The organism is Archangium lansingense (assembly GCF_026626635.1).
In the GTDB taxonomy this organism is placed as follows: domain Bacteria; phylum Myxococcota; class Myxococcia; order Myxococcales; family Myxococcaceae; genus Archangium; species Archangium lansingense.
In genome coordinates this window covers 3670286-3684979 of record NZ_JAPNKA010000001.1, presented here as the reverse complement: position 1 = coordinate 3684979, position 14694 = coordinate 3670286, and the positions used below count along the sequence as shown (strand labels likewise).

The 14694-nt window shown below is 65.7% G+C and carries 14 protein-coding genes and 3 pseudogenes; 1 reads left to right on the top strand and 16 read right to left on the bottom strand.

Features of this window, described 5'->3' with window-relative positions:
- Position 1: 1 nt before the first annotated feature.
- Positions 2-694, bottom strand: coding sequence for a cytochrome c biogenesis CcdA family protein (locus tag OV287_RS15010; RefSeq protein WP_267534696.1), 693 nt, complete (start codon positions 692-694; stop codon positions 2-4).
- Between the two features lies 1 nt (position 695).
- On the bottom strand, positions 696-1016 hold the full coding sequence (locus OV287_RS15005) for an alpha/beta fold hydrolase (protein ID WP_267534695.1): 321 nt from the start codon (positions 1014-1016) through the stop codon (positions 696-698).
- Between the two features lie 282 nt (positions 1017-1298).
- Here OV287_RS15005 and OV287_RS15000 point away from each other — a divergent pair, with 282 nt between their 5' ends.
- Positions 1299-1973 (top strand): ferric reductase-like transmembrane domain-containing protein, encoded by a 675-nt coding sequence (locus OV287_RS15000; RefSeq protein WP_267534694.1) that lies wholly within the window; start codon positions 1299-1301, stop codon positions 1971-1973.
- Between the two features lie 84 nt (positions 1974-2057).
- Here OV287_RS15000 and OV287_RS14995 read toward each other — a convergent pair whose 3' ends face one another.
- The 14 genes and pseudogenes from OV287_RS14995 to OV287_RS14930 all read right to left on the bottom strand — a co-directional run bounded on the left by OV287_RS14995 (position 2058) and on the right by OV287_RS14930 (position 14550).
- Positions 2058-2810, bottom strand: a complete 753-nt coding sequence (locus OV287_RS14995) for an SDR family NAD(P)-dependent oxidoreductase (RefSeq protein ID WP_267534693.1) — start codon at positions 2808-2810, stop codon at positions 2058-2060.
- Positions 2811-3073: 263 nt separating this feature from the next.
- Positions 3074-4138, bottom strand: coding sequence for an alpha/beta fold hydrolase (locus tag OV287_RS14990; protein ID WP_267534692.1), 1065 nt, complete (start codon positions 4136-4138; stop codon positions 3074-3076).
- Between the two features lie 62 nt (positions 4139-4200).
- Positions 4201-5007 (bottom strand): annotated as a pseudogene (locus OV287_RS56435) (alpha/beta fold hydrolase).
- Between the two features lie 135 nt (positions 5008-5142).
- Entirely contained in the window at positions 5143-5559 is a 417-nt protein-coding gene (locus tag OV287_RS14975; RefSeq protein WP_267534689.1) for an organic hydroperoxide resistance protein, read from the bottom strand.
- Between the two features lie 49 nt (positions 5560-5608).
- Positions 5609-5806 (bottom strand): hypothetical protein, encoded by a 198-nt coding sequence (locus OV287_RS14970; protein ID WP_267534688.1) that lies wholly within the window; start codon positions 5804-5806, stop codon positions 5609-5611.
- 484 nt (positions 5807-6290) lie between these two features.
- On the bottom strand, positions 6291-6902 hold the full coding sequence (locus OV287_RS56430) for a hypothetical protein (protein WP_373371911.1): 612 nt from the start codon (positions 6900-6902) through the stop codon (positions 6291-6293).
- Positions 6903-7177: 275 nt separating this feature from the next.
- On the bottom strand, positions 7178-7657 hold the full coding sequence (locus tag OV287_RS14965) for a hypothetical protein (protein ID WP_267534687.1): 480 nt from the start codon (positions 7655-7657) through the stop codon (positions 7178-7180).
- Between the two features lie 138 nt (positions 7658-7795).
- A complete protein-coding gene (locus tag OV287_RS14960; RefSeq protein WP_267534686.1) occupies positions 7796-9022 on the bottom strand; it encodes a cytochrome P450 in 1227 nt (408 codons plus the stop codon).
- 464 nt (positions 9023-9486) lie between these two features.
- Entirely contained in the window at positions 9487-10302 is an 816-nt protein-coding gene (locus OV287_RS14955; RefSeq protein WP_267534685.1) for a methyltransferase domain-containing protein, read from the bottom strand.
- Between the two features lie 46 nt (positions 10303-10348).
- On the bottom strand, positions 10349-10912 hold the full coding sequence (locus tag OV287_RS14950; protein WP_267534684.1) for an EF-hand domain-containing protein: 564 nt from the start codon (positions 10910-10912) through the stop codon (positions 10349-10351).
- A gap of 409 nt (positions 10913-11321) precedes the next feature.
- Positions 11322-11612 carry a hypothetical protein gene (locus tag OV287_RS14945; RefSeq protein ID WP_267542614.1) on the bottom strand — a complete coding sequence of 97 codons (291 nt, stop codon included), beginning with the start codon at positions 11610-11612 and terminating at the stop codon, positions 11322-11324.
- A gap of 18 nt (positions 11613-11630) precedes the next feature.
- Positions 11631-11690 (bottom strand): annotated as a pseudogene (locus OV287_RS14940) (hypothetical protein); the annotation flags it as partial.
- A gap of 10 nt (positions 11691-11700) precedes the next feature.
- Positions 11701-12597, bottom strand: a pseudogene (locus OV287_RS14935) (sensor histidine kinase); the annotation flags it as partial.
- A gap of 720 nt (positions 12598-13317) precedes the next feature.
- On the bottom strand, positions 13318-14550 hold the full coding sequence (locus tag OV287_RS14930) for a cytochrome P450 (RefSeq protein ID WP_267534683.1): 1233 nt from the start codon (positions 14548-14550) through the stop codon (positions 13318-13320).
- Positions 14551-14694: the final 144 nt, after the last annotated feature.

Genomic DNA, 14694 nt, shown 5'->3' with positions numbered 1-14694 from the left:
TTCACAGTCCGGTGGAGATGGAGGGCAGCCATGGCAGCAGTCGCGCGGTGAGCGCGGCATCGAGCTGCCACAACTGGAGCAGGGCCATGGCCACGGCGCAGACGCCGAAGCCGCGCCGCACCCAGTCGGTGTGGCGTTGTAGCGGGCGCAGCCGGGCACTGGCCCAGCGACCGCCGTAGACCAGGGCCAGCAACGGAGTGGCCGCGCCGAGCGCGTACACGCCGAGCAGGGAGCTGGCGCGCGCGGTGGCCTGGGCGCTGGCGGCCAGCGCCAGTACCGAGGCCAGCACCGGCCCGGCGCATGGCGTCCAGGCGATGCCAAGCGAGACTCCGACCAGCAGCGCGCCGCCCGCGCCAGCCGCCCGCGGTTGCCAGGCGAACAGACGGGAGCCGGCCAGCCAGCGCTGCCGCAGCCGTTCGAATGGCGTTGGCCACACGCAGGCCAGCCCGGCCAGCAGCAGCACCACGAGCGCGACCACGCGCACGCCCGCCTCGAACTGGCCGGAGGACGCCGCCAGCGCGCCGATGGCGATGCCGCCGGCGGCGAAGGAGGCAACGAAGCCGACGACGAGCAGCAGCGGTTCGCGGCGGTCGCCGCCGGCCCCGCGCGCCAGCACGATGGGCAGCATCGGCAGCACACACGGAGAGAGGATGGTGGCCACGCCAGCCAGCGCGGCCAGGACGAAGGCCCACATGTCAGCCACCCGTCTTGGCCGGCGACGGAGCGGCCGACTTCACCCCGGCGGCCTCGAGGATGACGTCGGCGACCTCACCTGGATGGGACAGCATCGAGACATGACTGGCCGGGACCGAATGCAGCCGCGCGCCGATACGCTGCACGGTGGCGGACTGCAGCTGCGGCGTGAGCATGCGGTCCTCGCGGTTGAGCACGTACCAGTTGGGCTTGTGCTTCCACGCCGCCCGCGCGACCGGATCGACCTGCACCGGACGCGAACCCGCAGCGGCCGGAATCAGGGCGGTGGCCATCAGCGCGGCCAGCATCGTCTTGCGAATCATGGAATGCACTCCTGTGGAAGAGGAGCGCCCATTGCAGGCCAGGACTGTATCGCCGCTGTTTCCGCGCGGCCGGCTTCTTGTCACACAAGGTGTCGGCGCGGCGCGGGGCTACGTTTCGACACACAACGCCCACGCCCGCCGGGCACTTCGTATCGCAATGTATCGACCGCCGTCCGCGACGCAGGCGCTGACAAAACGCCGGCCCGCCCGACACGGTGCGGATACCTCGCTCCCTTGCAATGGCCACCCTCCGCTCACCGCCACCCTTGCCAGGAGCCGTCCATGTCAACGCAGCATCCCGCCTCCCCCATCCGCGAGAACCCGCGCCCCTCGTCTCGCCGCTTCGGCGGCTGGAAATTGTTCCTGATTCTGGCCGCACTGCTGATGGGCGCCGCGGGCGCCGCCTATCTGCTCGGCCCCGACGCCGTGGAAGGCAGCCGCCGCGCCATCCGCGTCACCGCCCGTACCTCCTTCGTGCTGTTCCTGGCCGCGTTCACCGCGTCCTCGTTCGCCTCGCTGCTGCCCGGCCCGTTCACCCACGCCTTGCTGCGCGAGCGTCGCATCGTCGGCCTGTCGTTCGCGTTCTCGCACCTGCTGCACGCGATCGCGATCTACGCCTTCGGCCAGCTCAATCCCGAGTTCTGGCCCAGCCGCGCTACCCTGACCAACCTGCCCGGCACGCTCGGCTACGTGTCCATCCTGCTGCTGGCGGTGACCTCGCATCGCGCTCTTGCCCGGCGCATGGGCCCGACCGCCTGGCGACGGCTGCACGTCACCGGCATGTGGGTGATCGCGGCGGTGTTCACCTATTCGTATTTCAAGCGCGTGCCGATGAACTACTGGTACGCCGTGCCTTCGGCGCTGCTGTTCACCGCGGTGGTGGTGCGGCTGATCGCCAGGCGCGCCCAGGCCCTCCGGCGCGGCACGCGGTCTCTCCTGGCTCCGACCGAGGCCTGAACGAGACGCTGCCGCGCTTCTCGCTGCGGGGCCTGCCCAAGGTACGTGGAGAATTCTACGTAGGGCAGGCGCTCCGCGGAAGCCCTACCGGGCCGTGTACCCGCCGTCGATGACGAGCGACGTGCCGGTGATGTACGTGGACCAGTCGGACAGCAGGAACAGCACCGGCCTGGCCACCTCCTCCGAGCGGGCCGCGCGCTGCATCGGCACGCCGTCGACGAAGCCCTGGCGGATCGGCTCGCCGTGCTCGACATGGCTCCAGATCTCCGTCTCGATGGGGCCGGGCAGCACCGCGTTCACGCGGATGCCCTCGGTCGCGTAGTCGAGGGCCGCGGCCTTGGTCATACCCAGCATTCCGTGCTTGGCCGACGAGTAGGCCCCGAAGCCAGGCCCCGCGACGAGCCCGAGGACGGAGGCACAGTTGACGATGGAGCCGCCACCGGTCTTCTGCATCGCTTGGATTTCGTGGCGCATGCAGAGGAAGACGGAGTCCAGGTTGATCGCCATGAGTTGGCGGTACTCGGCCGCCGGGAGCTCGGCGAGCTTCCCGAGCGGGCCGGGGATGCCGGCGTTGTTGAAGGCGCCATCCAGCCTGCCGTACTCACGGACGGTGCGCGCGATGAGCGCCTCGATATCGGCCTCCTGCGAGACGTCCGTGCGGACGAAGAGCGCCTGACCTCCGTTGGCGCGGATGAGGCCTACCACCTCCTCGCCCCTGTCGGTGCGGCGGCCGGCGAGCACCACCCGAGCCCCCTGCCGGGCCGCCTCCACGGCGGTGGCGGCTCCAATACCAGACGTGGCGCCAGTGACGATGATGACTTTGTCCTTGAGCAGCATGTATTCCCTCTTCCCTGCCGCGGGAGGTCGCCTCGGAGATGGGCTCCACGTCCGCGCATGGGAGGCGGGATACTCCGACGGATGGCGTGTTCAGTCCAGCCTGGTGGTGCGGCTGACCCGGCCATCGCTCGCGCGGGTTCTGAGGTTCTGAGAAGCACCTGGCCCGACACCGGAGTGGGTCCAGCGTACACGCCCGCAGTCCCGTCTTCCTGGTCCCAGGTCGCGGGAGACCTGAGCCGGGGCGAGCGTACGCCCGGTTGCTTTCAGTGGCGTGCAACCAGCTTCGCCACGTCGAGAACCGCCTGGGCGAATGCGCGCGGTGCTTCCTGCGGCAGGTTGTGGCCGATGCCGCCGGTAAGGTGGCGATGCTCGTACTTGCCTGGGAATTTCTTGGCGTAGACCTTGGGGTCCGGATGCGGAGCACCATTGGCGTCGCCCTCCATGGTGATGGTCGGGACAGTGATGTTGGGAAACTGCGCGAGCTTTCGTTCCAGCGCTTCGTACTTCGCCTCGCTCGGCGCCAGGCCCAGACGCCAGCGATAGTTGCTGATCGAGATCGCGACGTGGTCGGGATTGTCGAGCGACGCAGCGGAGCGCGCGAAGGTCGCATCGTCGAACTTCCACTGCGGCGACGCCAGTTCCCAGATCAGTCGAGCGAACTCGTGCGTGTATTGCCGATAACCCGCCTCGCCGCGCTCGGTGGCGAAGTAGTACTGATACCACCACTGCAGCTCGGCCTTGGGCGGCAGGGGCTTTCGGTTCACCTCCTGGCTGCCGATCAGATAGCCGCTGACCGACACCAACGCCGTGAAACGTTCCGGCCACAGCGCGGCCAGCGTGTCGGCGATGCGCGCGCCCCAGTCGAAACCGGCGACGACGGCCTTGTCGACCTTGAGCGCATCCATGAAGGCAATCGCATCGGCAGTGAACACGGACTGCTGCCCGTTGCGCAGCGTATCGGCAGAGAGAAAGCGCGTCGTGCCGTAACCGCGCAAATGCGGAATGATGACGCGATAGCCGGCTGCGGCAAGGATGGGTGCGACGTCTACGAAAGCGTGGATGTCATAGGGCCAGCCATGCAGCAGCAGGATGGGGTAGCCATCGGCGGGGCCCGCTTCGGCATAACCGACATTGAGCACACCGGCATTGATCTGTTTCAGCGTCGAGAAGCGGGTGCCGGCGCCGGTGATACCTCTGTCGCTGGGGGTGCTGCCGTGCACGACCGGCGCGGCTTCGGCATTGCCCATCAGACCGAGCTGGGTTGCAAGCAGGCCGAAGGCTGCCGTACCGAGAAAACCGCGACGCTGCTGGTTGAATTCTTCTGACATGAATTTCTCCTTCGAAGATTGTTTGCCGGATCGGCAGTGCATGCCGATCCGGTCGGTATTGATTACTTTGATTGGGCAGCCTCTTCGATCACCTTCGCTACCGCATCCGCGTGCGAGACCATGACCACATGCGAAGCGCCCTTCACTTCGACGACATCCTTCGGGTTGGCGCGCCTGGCCATGAAGCGCAGTCCTTCGAGCGGGATGTTCTTGTCGGCGGTGCCATAGACGAAGAAGGACGGCAACTGCTTCCAGGCAGAACCGCTCGCGGCTTCATTGAGCGCGGCCACTGTCACCGGGCGCTGGCCGGCGGCCATCAACGCGGCTTGCTGAGGCGCCACGTCGGCGGCGAACTGCTGGTGGAACTTGTCCTAGCGGATGTAGAGTTCCTTGCCGCCGTCAGCCAGCGCCACCGGATCGGCGAGCGCATCGCCCAGCGTGCCGCCGGGAAACTTGCCGGCCAGGCCGGCGACGGTCTCACCCTGCTCGGGCGCGAAGGCGGCGACGTAGACCAGCGCCTTCACTTCGGGGTTGCCCTCGGCAGCCTTGGAAATCACCATGCCGCCGTAGGAATGGCCGACCAGGACCAACGGTCCCTTGACGGCGCCGATCACGCTGGCGGCATATTGCGAGTCATTGCCGACACTGCGCAGCGGATTGGCCACGCTCAGCACCGGATAGCCCTTGGCCGTGAGCTTCTTTGCCACACCGTCCCAGCTACTCGAGTCGGCAAAGGCGCCGTGGATCAGCACGATGGTGGGTTTGGCAACGGTGCCCTGTACCGCTGTGATGGGTGCTTCGGCATGGGCCGTCGGTACGACGGCGGCAAGGACGCTCGAAGCAGCGAGAGAAAGCAGCAGGTTCTTCATGATGGTTCCTTTGCAAACGAGCAGATTGAGAAAACGGGTGAGGTTCGCTCCCACCCGTTGGCGCACAGGCTTGCGGCAAACAAACGATGCAATGCCATGGTCACGTTCCTCGTTCAGCCCGTACGGACTGGGGCTTTAGGCCAGGGTGATGCTCACGTCGATGTTGCCACGCGTCATCTTCGAGTACGGGCAGGTCTGGTGCGCAGCATCGACCAATGCTTGCGCAACATCGCGCGGCAGGCCGGGCAGGCTCACGTTGAGGCGCGCCTGCAGGAAGAAGCCGCCGTTGCCGGTACCGAGGTCGACTTCGGCATCGACTGCAGTGCCGGCGGGAAGGGCCACCTTCTTTTCCTTGGCGGCCAGGCCCATGGCTCCGATGAAGCAGGCCGACCAGCCGGCGGCGAACAACTGCTCCGGGTTGGTGCCGGCGCCGTGGCTGCCGGGGGCGGACAGTTTGATGTTCAGGCGGCCGTCGCCGCTTTGCGCGACACCGTCGCGGCCGCCGGTGGTGTGGGTCTTGCCGGTGTAGAGGACTTTTTCGATCTTGCTCATGATGTTTCCTTTCAGGTGGATTGAGTGATGCACCGGTGGAGTGACAGACTTAGTTCGGTTCGGCGAGCAGCAGGCCCAGCGCCGCAAACGCGGTGACGAAACCCGAAACGATGAACAGGGGGCGAATCGCACCTGTGCGGCCTATGGCACCGCCGAGGACGATGGGCAGAATAGGCAGCACGCAGGGCGAGGCGACGGTGAGGGTGCCGGCCAGCAATGCGAGTGAAGCTTCTATCGGTGTATTCATGATGCGGTCCTGTTTCTCGGATGACCGCATTCAAGGCCCGCAACGTATCCGGGATGTGTCCCGAACCGGTCTCAGTTCAATGTTGTGTGTCTGTAGCCGCTCCAGATACAGTGAGATACAAATCTCCGGCTCGCCCCCGGCATAAAGGCGACATGGCAATCAGCCAAGGACCTGAAAACATGAAACGCCTGTTCGCCATACTGGCGCTGTTGGCCGGCGGCGCCCCCAAGCCTGGCGTTCCCGAACACCCGAGGGTGACCCAAGCACCTGACTCGCGTCTTCGGGGAGGCGTCCGAGCACCTCGACCCGGTCGAGCGGGAACTATGGGAGCGCTCTTGGATTGGAGAGCGAGCCGGGGACGTGCACGAACTCTTGGTGACGTGCACGCCCTGGGATGATTGCAAGCCTGCCTTCCAGCGAGTCGTTCAGGCGGCGGTGAAACACCCAGCCTGGTCACCGCCGTAGACGACGATGCCCCAGCTCCCTATTCGACCTTGCGAATGCACTGAGACCTATCAGTGATTACCTTAGGGCACTTGACTCGACGGAAGGACACGGTGGGGTTATCCGCGTTCTTGAACCAATCAAACCGCCAATTGCAGCCCGCCTGCAAATCCGCTGGCAGCCCGGCACATTCGCTCCTACTGCTGACACCGCCATATCGGGCGCCCCAACCATCAGCCGGAGCATTCCACTGCCCCTGACACCCGTTAAAAATACCAACGCCGCCGCCGGGGATTAGCAGATCGAAAACGTTTGACTTCCCATCAGTGCCCGCCGTGTCGATCACCTGAACCACGTGCGTCGTACCCTTCACGGCTCCACTGGTAAATTTCAGAGCATAACAGCCGCAGAGCCAGTCGCTCTCTTTTTTACCCATCAAGGCCGCCGCAGCGAATCCATACGACCTGGTCGCGTCCGCAGCCCATGGCTGATTTTTGTTACACATGTAGCTAGGGCCGCCTTGGCAGGCGTTCTGAGCGTTTCGGTCGGACAACACTGTTTTGCCATCTTTGGCGCATGCACCGACCGGAGCATTAACATCGGCTTTCCCAGTCCACGAGCCGCTGGGCTTGCAACAATCCCACCGGCGGATCGTTTTGCCCGTTTACGCGGTGGACAAATAGGTCAGTGGAGGCTCTTCCGCAGCAGAAGAACCAGAAACCAGCAAGAGGACGAGCGCCGTCATCGCGATCGCCACTTGCCGAAGGGGAACTCCGTCTCGAGTATTTTGCATGCTGGGATGCCACCACAATTGAGGGTGAGAGTGAAGCACCCGCTGCTGGACGGCACCACGCACCTCTTCTTCAACGGAGCGTTCGCATCGATGAAGGATGCGAAGTCGGATCATCGCGCACGCGCGCGGAACCGCTACTCCTCCGTTCGGCGGAACCCGAGCGCTTCGGCTTCGCTCTGCGTCATCCGCGCGACGCCGTCCTCGTCGACGGACATCCTGCCGGTGAGCACGGCCATCCCGATGAAGAAGTTGTAGATGGAGTCTGCCTCTCCGTTCGCGAAGTGCTTGGCGACCTTCGTGAACGGAAACGCAACGTGAACGGCGCCGTCGGTACCTGTCATTTCGACGGCCGGCTGGTTCGTCCAGATCCACTTCCCGTCGAGACGCTCGCGCAGGGACTCGCCGAGGAACGCCCCACATAGGTTTCGGAGCCGCTCGAGCTGCTCCGCGGAAAGCGTCTGGTGCCAGGATTCGCGGTTGGCTTCGATGAAGTCATCGACCCACCCGACGCTCCACGCGCCAGAGTCGAGGTCGACCCCTTCGTCGTCGAGGAGCATCTGAACGAAAAGCTCCGCGCTGTACTGAGCCTGTTGCGACAAGAGGGCCGTGTCCATGGACGCACATCTACCAGCTGCGGTGCTCCAGCGACACAGGGGAGGCGCGGCGGCGCGGCAGACCCGCCGCAGCGCGGCCCCGAAGCCGTCGACACGCAAGGCCTTCGACACGACGTACGGCAGCGTTCGCTGGGTGAGCTATCTTTTGACGTCCCAGGCGACCTCGAGGGACACGGGGCCCCGAAACATGGTGACCTGCCGGAACTTCACCGGTCGTTCGTCCGCGAGGCGGAGGCCCGGCAGGCGCTGCGTGAGCACGGAGAGCGCCACGCGCCCCTGGAGGCGCGCAAGGGGGGCACCGAGGCAGAAGTGCACACCACGGCCAAACCCGAGGTGCTCGCCCGAACCGGCGCGCCCAAGCTCGAACTTCGACGGGGCCTCGAAGACGCTCTCATCGTGATTGGCAGAGCCCAGGAGCACGAGGATCCGCGCATCCTTGGGGATCGTGACGTCTCCGATCTTCACGTCGACATTGGCGACACGGGCTGTCCCAGGAACCGGGCAGTCCCGGCGCAGGGTCTCCTCCACGGCGGCGGCGGCGAGGGACGGCTCGCGCACGAGCGCCGCGAGCTGCTCGGGGTGCAGGAGCAAGAGGCGCAGGGCGTTGCCGAGGAGGTCCGTGGTCGTCTTGTGGCCCGCGAATACGAACGCGGTCGCATAACTGACAGCCTTGGTCATGTCGAGCTGACCACTCGGAGCCGTGGCCGTCTGGATGAGAGTGGTGAGGAGGTCGTCGGCCGGCGTGCTCCTGCGCGCAGAGATGAGCTCCGCGAGATAATGCTGCATGGTCACCACGCTCTCGGCCACTCTCACCCATTCATCGGTGGGCAGCTGACCGCTCATGAGCAAGCGCGCTGAGTCATCTGCCCACTGACCGAACTTGCCGGAGTCGGCCCGCGAGACCCCCAGGATGTCCCCGATGACCGCCACCGGCAGTGGGCCGCAGAAGCTCGCGATGAGCTCCGTCCGACCCGTGGCCTCGAAAGAGTCCACGAGCTGGTTCGCCAGCGAGGAGATGGCGCCCTCCAGGGAGGCAATTCGATGGGGGGTGAATGCGGCGTTCATCCTCCGCCGGACCGACGTGTGCTCCGGCGGGTCGAGGTGGATGATCGAGCCGGTCCGCGGGAACCCCCTTCGCATGACGGCCACGACCTCGGGCGGCGGCTCCTTGACGCTCACGGTGGTGAGCCGCGAGGAGAAACGGTCCGTGTCACGGAGGATCGCGGTGACATCGGCATGCCGGGTGGCTACCCACATGCCCAGATCTTCGCAGAAGAAGATCGGCTCCTCGGCGCGGGCCTGCGCATAGAGAGGGTACGGGTCCTGCTGCACTTCTGGCGAAAAAAAAGGAAACACACGCGACATGGACCACCGGGGGCAAGGAGGGTGCAGTCCTCTCTCCTTTCTAGCACGCCAGCAGTCCCGTCCTCCTGGTCCCAGGTCTCTGAAACAGCCCCGCGTGCCTCGCAGCCGGCGGTGACGGCGCAGCTGGCAGAGTGTGAGCGACCAGGCGATGCCAGCCGCCCCGTGCGCGAAGCCCGCCAGGGGCCTCGCACCAGCGATTCGCAGAACCCAGCCATGGCCTTGCGCTTGCGGCCGGGCCTGGGCGAGGAGCCGCTCCCCGCAGCGGATGGCGGCGGCCAGCGTCCGCTCCGTGGGCCGGTGCGCATGCTGCGCGAGCAGGCATTGCAAGGCCCCCGCCGAGAAGGTGTCAAAAGACTCGAACGGAGCCTTGGCACCGGCGACCCCCCGGAAAAACAAAAGGCCCCAGGTTCCGGAGAACCTGAGGCCCTGAGGAGTGGAGGCGGCGGGAATCAAACCCGCCGCGTTCACGGTTTGCGGCCCCAAACCTGGAAGAAAAGGTGCGAAACCACCAACGTATTGGAGTTGTCGAGATGGCTCCGCAGGTCTTGCATGAGCGCGCTCAGCTCTCCCTCCTTGACGAAACCTTCCCTGATGGCCACGTCGCGGATGTTCTGGATGAAGTCGAGGAAGATGCTCCGGCGGTGATGCCCAGGCGGGTAGACGTGGGTCACCGGATTCACTTGAAGCTCCACGATCCCGGCGTCACGCAACATCCGGTGGGTTCTCCTCCCGACGAACAGGTCGACGCCCTTTGCACGAGAGTACGCCTGGAAAATCTCGAACAGACGGTCCCAGGCGGGGCAAGGTGGGTCACACATATGCGAGAGGTAGTCCGCCTCATGGCTCGCAATGACACCTCCTGGACGCAACAACGAGACCATCTCTTCGACGACTTGTTCCGGCTCGGGGATGTTAACGAGCACCAACCGCGAGAACACCACGTCGAACGACTCTCTCGGCAGGTTGGTGGCCTTCGCGTCCCCTTGCACGACCTCGACATTGGCGAGCTGTCGCGCCGCCACGAACTTGCGGGCCGACGCGACGAATTCTTTGCTCTTATCCAACCCGACCACGGTCCCACCTGGCCCCACACGCTCGGAAAGCAAATCGAGCACCCCCCCCTGTGGCCCGCAGCCGACATCGATCGCCCTCGCACCAGGGCGAATCTGGAGTTGATCAAGCAACCACCGGGCCTCACCTGCGAGTTCCTGGACTTGCTTGCGGAGACGCTCTTCCTCCATCTGGCTGCGTCCCAAAAGATAGACGTCGGATTCTGTCATGATGAACGCTATCTCTTCTGTAGCCCCTTGAAGGCGATCGCCGAGGTCACGAATCAAGAGGGCCGAGCAACCAGTGGCCGGGTGAGTCGGGCGATTCGTCGAAGTAATAACCGCGAATGCTCTCGACCAGCTCACTGCCGGTGATGAAGCCGTCTTTGTCCTTGTCGATGCGGTGGAACCCCTCTCGGGCAACGTGCTCGGGCACGTGCATCAACGAGCCCATCCAGCGGATCTCCTCGGAGACAGTGAGCTTCCCGTCGCGGTCCTGATCTGCGATATCCATGACCGCGTTGATGTAAGGGACGTAGCCATCATTGAACGATTCGGCAGTCTCGAGCAGGCCCGCCGCGAACGCAGTCTTGTACTCGGCCAGGCTGATGCGTCCGTCTGTGTCGAGATCAGCGACCTTCCGCAGGTGCTCCCACAAGCCCAAGCTGATCTCGACGAGCTTTTGCCGGGCGAGCGACTCGGGCCCGTGGCCGAACTCTTCGGCCATACGCACGGCCGAGAGCTCGAAATCACGCCGCTCCAGGAAGCCATTTTGATCGTTGTCGTGGGCACGAAAGCGGCGAGCGAGCCTGCGCTCGAGAAAGTCAGACAATTTGAGCATGCCGAAATCCGTACCATGGCGGTGAGCAAGGTGTCAACGAACAGAAATGCTTGTCGCGGCGCGCCTCGTCCTCGTCGAAGGCCGCGAAGACGCCGGCCACGGCTCGACGACCGGTCGCAACTTCCGCAGCAGCGCAATGGCAACAACGTAAATCCTCAATGCGCTTGCACAGAGCGGCGCCTGACGGTGAACCGGGTGGGCCAGCTCGAATCTGGTGCGCCAAAGGTTCGCTTGAGCCAAAAAGCCGCGCTGGGGCGAAAGGGCTTTGACCATTTCGCGTCCCCCCGAGAGTCGCCGTCCGTCTGATTGAACTGAACGTGTTCGCTGGCTTGAGGTGTGGAGGCAGGAGGAGTGTATTTGCGTACGTGAAGGGAGACACCCAAGAAACCCAGGGCCCCTGCCGAGCACCTCATGGGAGGGCGGCCCGGGCTGGCGTGTCCTCACGGGGGCTGCGCGGCCTCTCCACCGGCCTGGCGCACTGCTCGGCCGGCCTCTGTCCGCGGCCCCTCCTCGGCCCCTCCGCTCTCGTCCTCTCCTTCAACACGCCTTCCATCTTTCTTGTACGCCGAGAGGACGCCTGGCTCTTCCCGTCGTACGCGGCCTGCAGCTTCGCGATGTCGAGCTTGATCATCTTCAACATCGCGTCGGTGATGCGCTTCGAGCGAATGGGATCCTTGTCCGCCATCAGTTCGTCCATCACCGCCGGAACGATCTGCCAGCTGAGGCCGTACTTGTCTCGCAGCCAGCCGCACGCCTCCGGCTTGCCCTCCTGTAGCAGCGCATCCAGGTCAGGGAAGCGGAAGCTCCAGCGTGGCCACGGCGCCCTTGCCTGGTCCCTCGCTCTCCAACGTGAGGCGACCCCCGAGAAGCTGCGCCGCCAGCGCGCTCGTGTGCAGGCCGAAACCGTGACCGCCCTTACGCGTGGTGAAGCCGTGCACGAAGAGCTTCTCTCGGATCTCCGGCGCGATTCCCATCCCATTATCTATCACCTGAATGCACGCCAGCTTCCCCTGCGCGATGAGCCGCACGCTCAGGTTGCGGCTTCCCTCGGGGACTGCGTCCAGCGCGTCCTTTGCGTTGCTGATGAGGTTGACGAGGATTTGCAGCACCTTGTGCTTGTCCACCTTTAGCCTGGGCACCGGTGACAGATTGCGCTGGACGGACACCCCGTGGCGCTGGAGCGCTGCGAGCTGGATGCGCAGGGCGTCGTCGATGAGCTGAGCCAGGTCGCACTCCTCCGGCATCACCGCAGTCCTGGCGTAGTTCTGCTGCACCTGAACGATGGCGCGGATGTGCGCGATGTGCCGGCCCATCGCATCCAGGTCTTCCAGCAGGCGGGTCTGCTCGTCCATCAGCTCGGCAGCCACCGCTGACAGGTAGTCCGGCAGGTGGTTGCCGCGCGCTCCCGGGGCCAGGAAGTCCGCCAGGTGCTCCCGGTGTTCCAGCAGCAGGGCCGTGGCCTGCTTCAACCGGCCGACACGAGAGGAGCCCACCGCCCTGTACATGGTCTCGAGGCCGATGCCAGCGCTGTTGAGCACATTGCCCACGCTGTGCAGCACGTTGGTGGCCACCTCGGACATGCCCACCTCGCGAGCCGTGTCCACCAGCCGCACCTGGGCCTGCTTGAGCTCGCGCGTGCGCTCCTCCAACTCCGACAGGGCGCGCGTGAGCTCCTGGTTGCGCTGCGCCAGGCTGCGCAGCGCCAACTGGGTCAGCTGGACCCGTGCATCCGAGATGGAGGCGATGAGTACGGACAGCACCAGGAAGGTGAGCGGAATGGCCGGCGGGCACCCGTCGAGCATCGCGGCTCCCACCACCAGCGCGAGCAGCACGTACAGGCGCACCGGCGCCCTCCGGTCCACCGAGCTGTCCACCCAGAGGCTGTTGAGCGGCAGGTATATCCAGACGGGGAAGGCCCAATCGGAGAAGTGGCCATAGATGATGGTGGCCAGCAGGTTGAGCGCCACCCGGAGGGCCTCGACCATCCGCGTCCGCTCCGAGAAGAAGCGCTGCGCCAGCACCATGTTGAGGCCCGTCACCACCATGAACGCGCCTGTGACGATGCCCACTCGCCCCCACTCGCCCCAGATGGAGAGCACCAGCAGCAGGTGGGTGGCGATCACCAGCATGAACACGAACCACTTCAGGCGCTCGTTGACCTGACCGGCCACGACCTCGGGATCCGCCCCTGCTTCTGGTGAACGCATGCCGCCTCCGTCGAGCTTCGACCTGCGTTCGCACGCGGCCCCCCCCGACGCGTCTCGATGACTCGCGACGCGCAGGACCCGCTCATGCTACTACGAATGTTCAATCCTGGACGCTCGTCCCCTGGGAGCGGAACAGGTGCTCGCCGCGCCGCGCACCGGGCAGACCATCGCCTCGCAGGCCCCCTTGCACCGCCCCGGCTACGCGGGGTCCCACGCCACCATCAGTCGCCGTGGGCCGCGGTGGGAGAAGTTGGGCAGGTAGTCGAAGCCCTCGCCCGGCAGCAGCCGCAGATTTCGCAGCTGCTCGCCCAGCATCTCCAGGGCCACCCTCGCCTCGATGCGGGCCAGCGGCGCGCCGATGCAGTAGTGGATGCCCAGACCGAAACCGAGGTGCTTGGAGATGTCGGCCCGGTGAGGGTTGTAGCGCTCCGGCTCGGCGAAGACGTTCTCGTCCCGGTTGGCCGAGGCGAACAGGATGACCAGCCTCGCCCCCGCGGGAATCCTCTCCCCGCCCAGTTCCACCTCGCGCGTGGTCGTGCGCATGATGCCCTGCACGGGCGAGTCCATGCGCAGCGCCTCTTCAATCGCCTTGGGCAGCAGGCTCCGGTCTGCCTGGAGCTCGCGCCACCGCTCCGGCTCCTGGAGCAGCAGTACCAGCATGTTGCCGAGCAGGTTCGTCGTCGTCTCGTGCCCGGCGAAGTGCAGGTTCTTCAGCAGGTTGACCAGCTCCGCGTCGCTCATCGGCGCATGCTCCCCGTGCCGCGCCTGGAGGATGGCGCTCACCAGGTCGTCCTTCGGCTTGCGCCGGCGCTCCTGGACGAGCTCCCCCAGGTAGCGCTGAAAGGCGACGAAGCTCCGGGCGCACTCCACCTGCTTCTGCGGCGAGGCCGTGCCCGCGGTGAAGAGCGTCAGGTCCTCGGCCCAGCGCTTGAGTTGGTCCATGTCCGAACGCGGCACGCCCATGATTTCGCCAATCACCAGGGCCGGCAGCGGATAGGTGAAGCGCGAGACGAGATCTCCCTGCCCCTCGTGCGCGAAGGCGTCGAGCAGCGAGCGGGCCAGGGCGCGGATGCGTGGCTCCAAGGCCGCGAAGCGTTGCGGCGCGAAGGCCTTGCCCACCAGCGTGCGCACGCGCGTGTGGTTGGGCGGGTCGTCATCGATGAGCGACGGCAGCCCCTGGGGCCCCTGCATCAGCACCTCCAGCACCTCGGGAGGCGGAGGCACCGGGCTCTGGAAGATGTTGAGCGAGGAGAACGTCTCCGGCGCCATCAGCACCGCGCGCACGTCCTGGTAGCGCGAGACGATCCACAGGTGGAGCGCCTCGTCGAAGAAGACGGGGGCTTCGCGGCGGATGCGCCCGTAGAGCGGGTAGGGGTTCTCCAGGTGGGGAGACTCGAACCGGTTGAAGGTCGGCCCGGAGGTGGTGGACATGCGGAACTCCTCGCCGGCACCCAAGTGCCCGGCACGGCAGGGGGTGGAGACATGGTTGCGAGCAACGCAGCCTGACACATCGAAGCCGGTCCAGGCCTCTGGCGGCACGGCAAGCATGTTCGGCGTCACCGGCCTCCCCTCTCG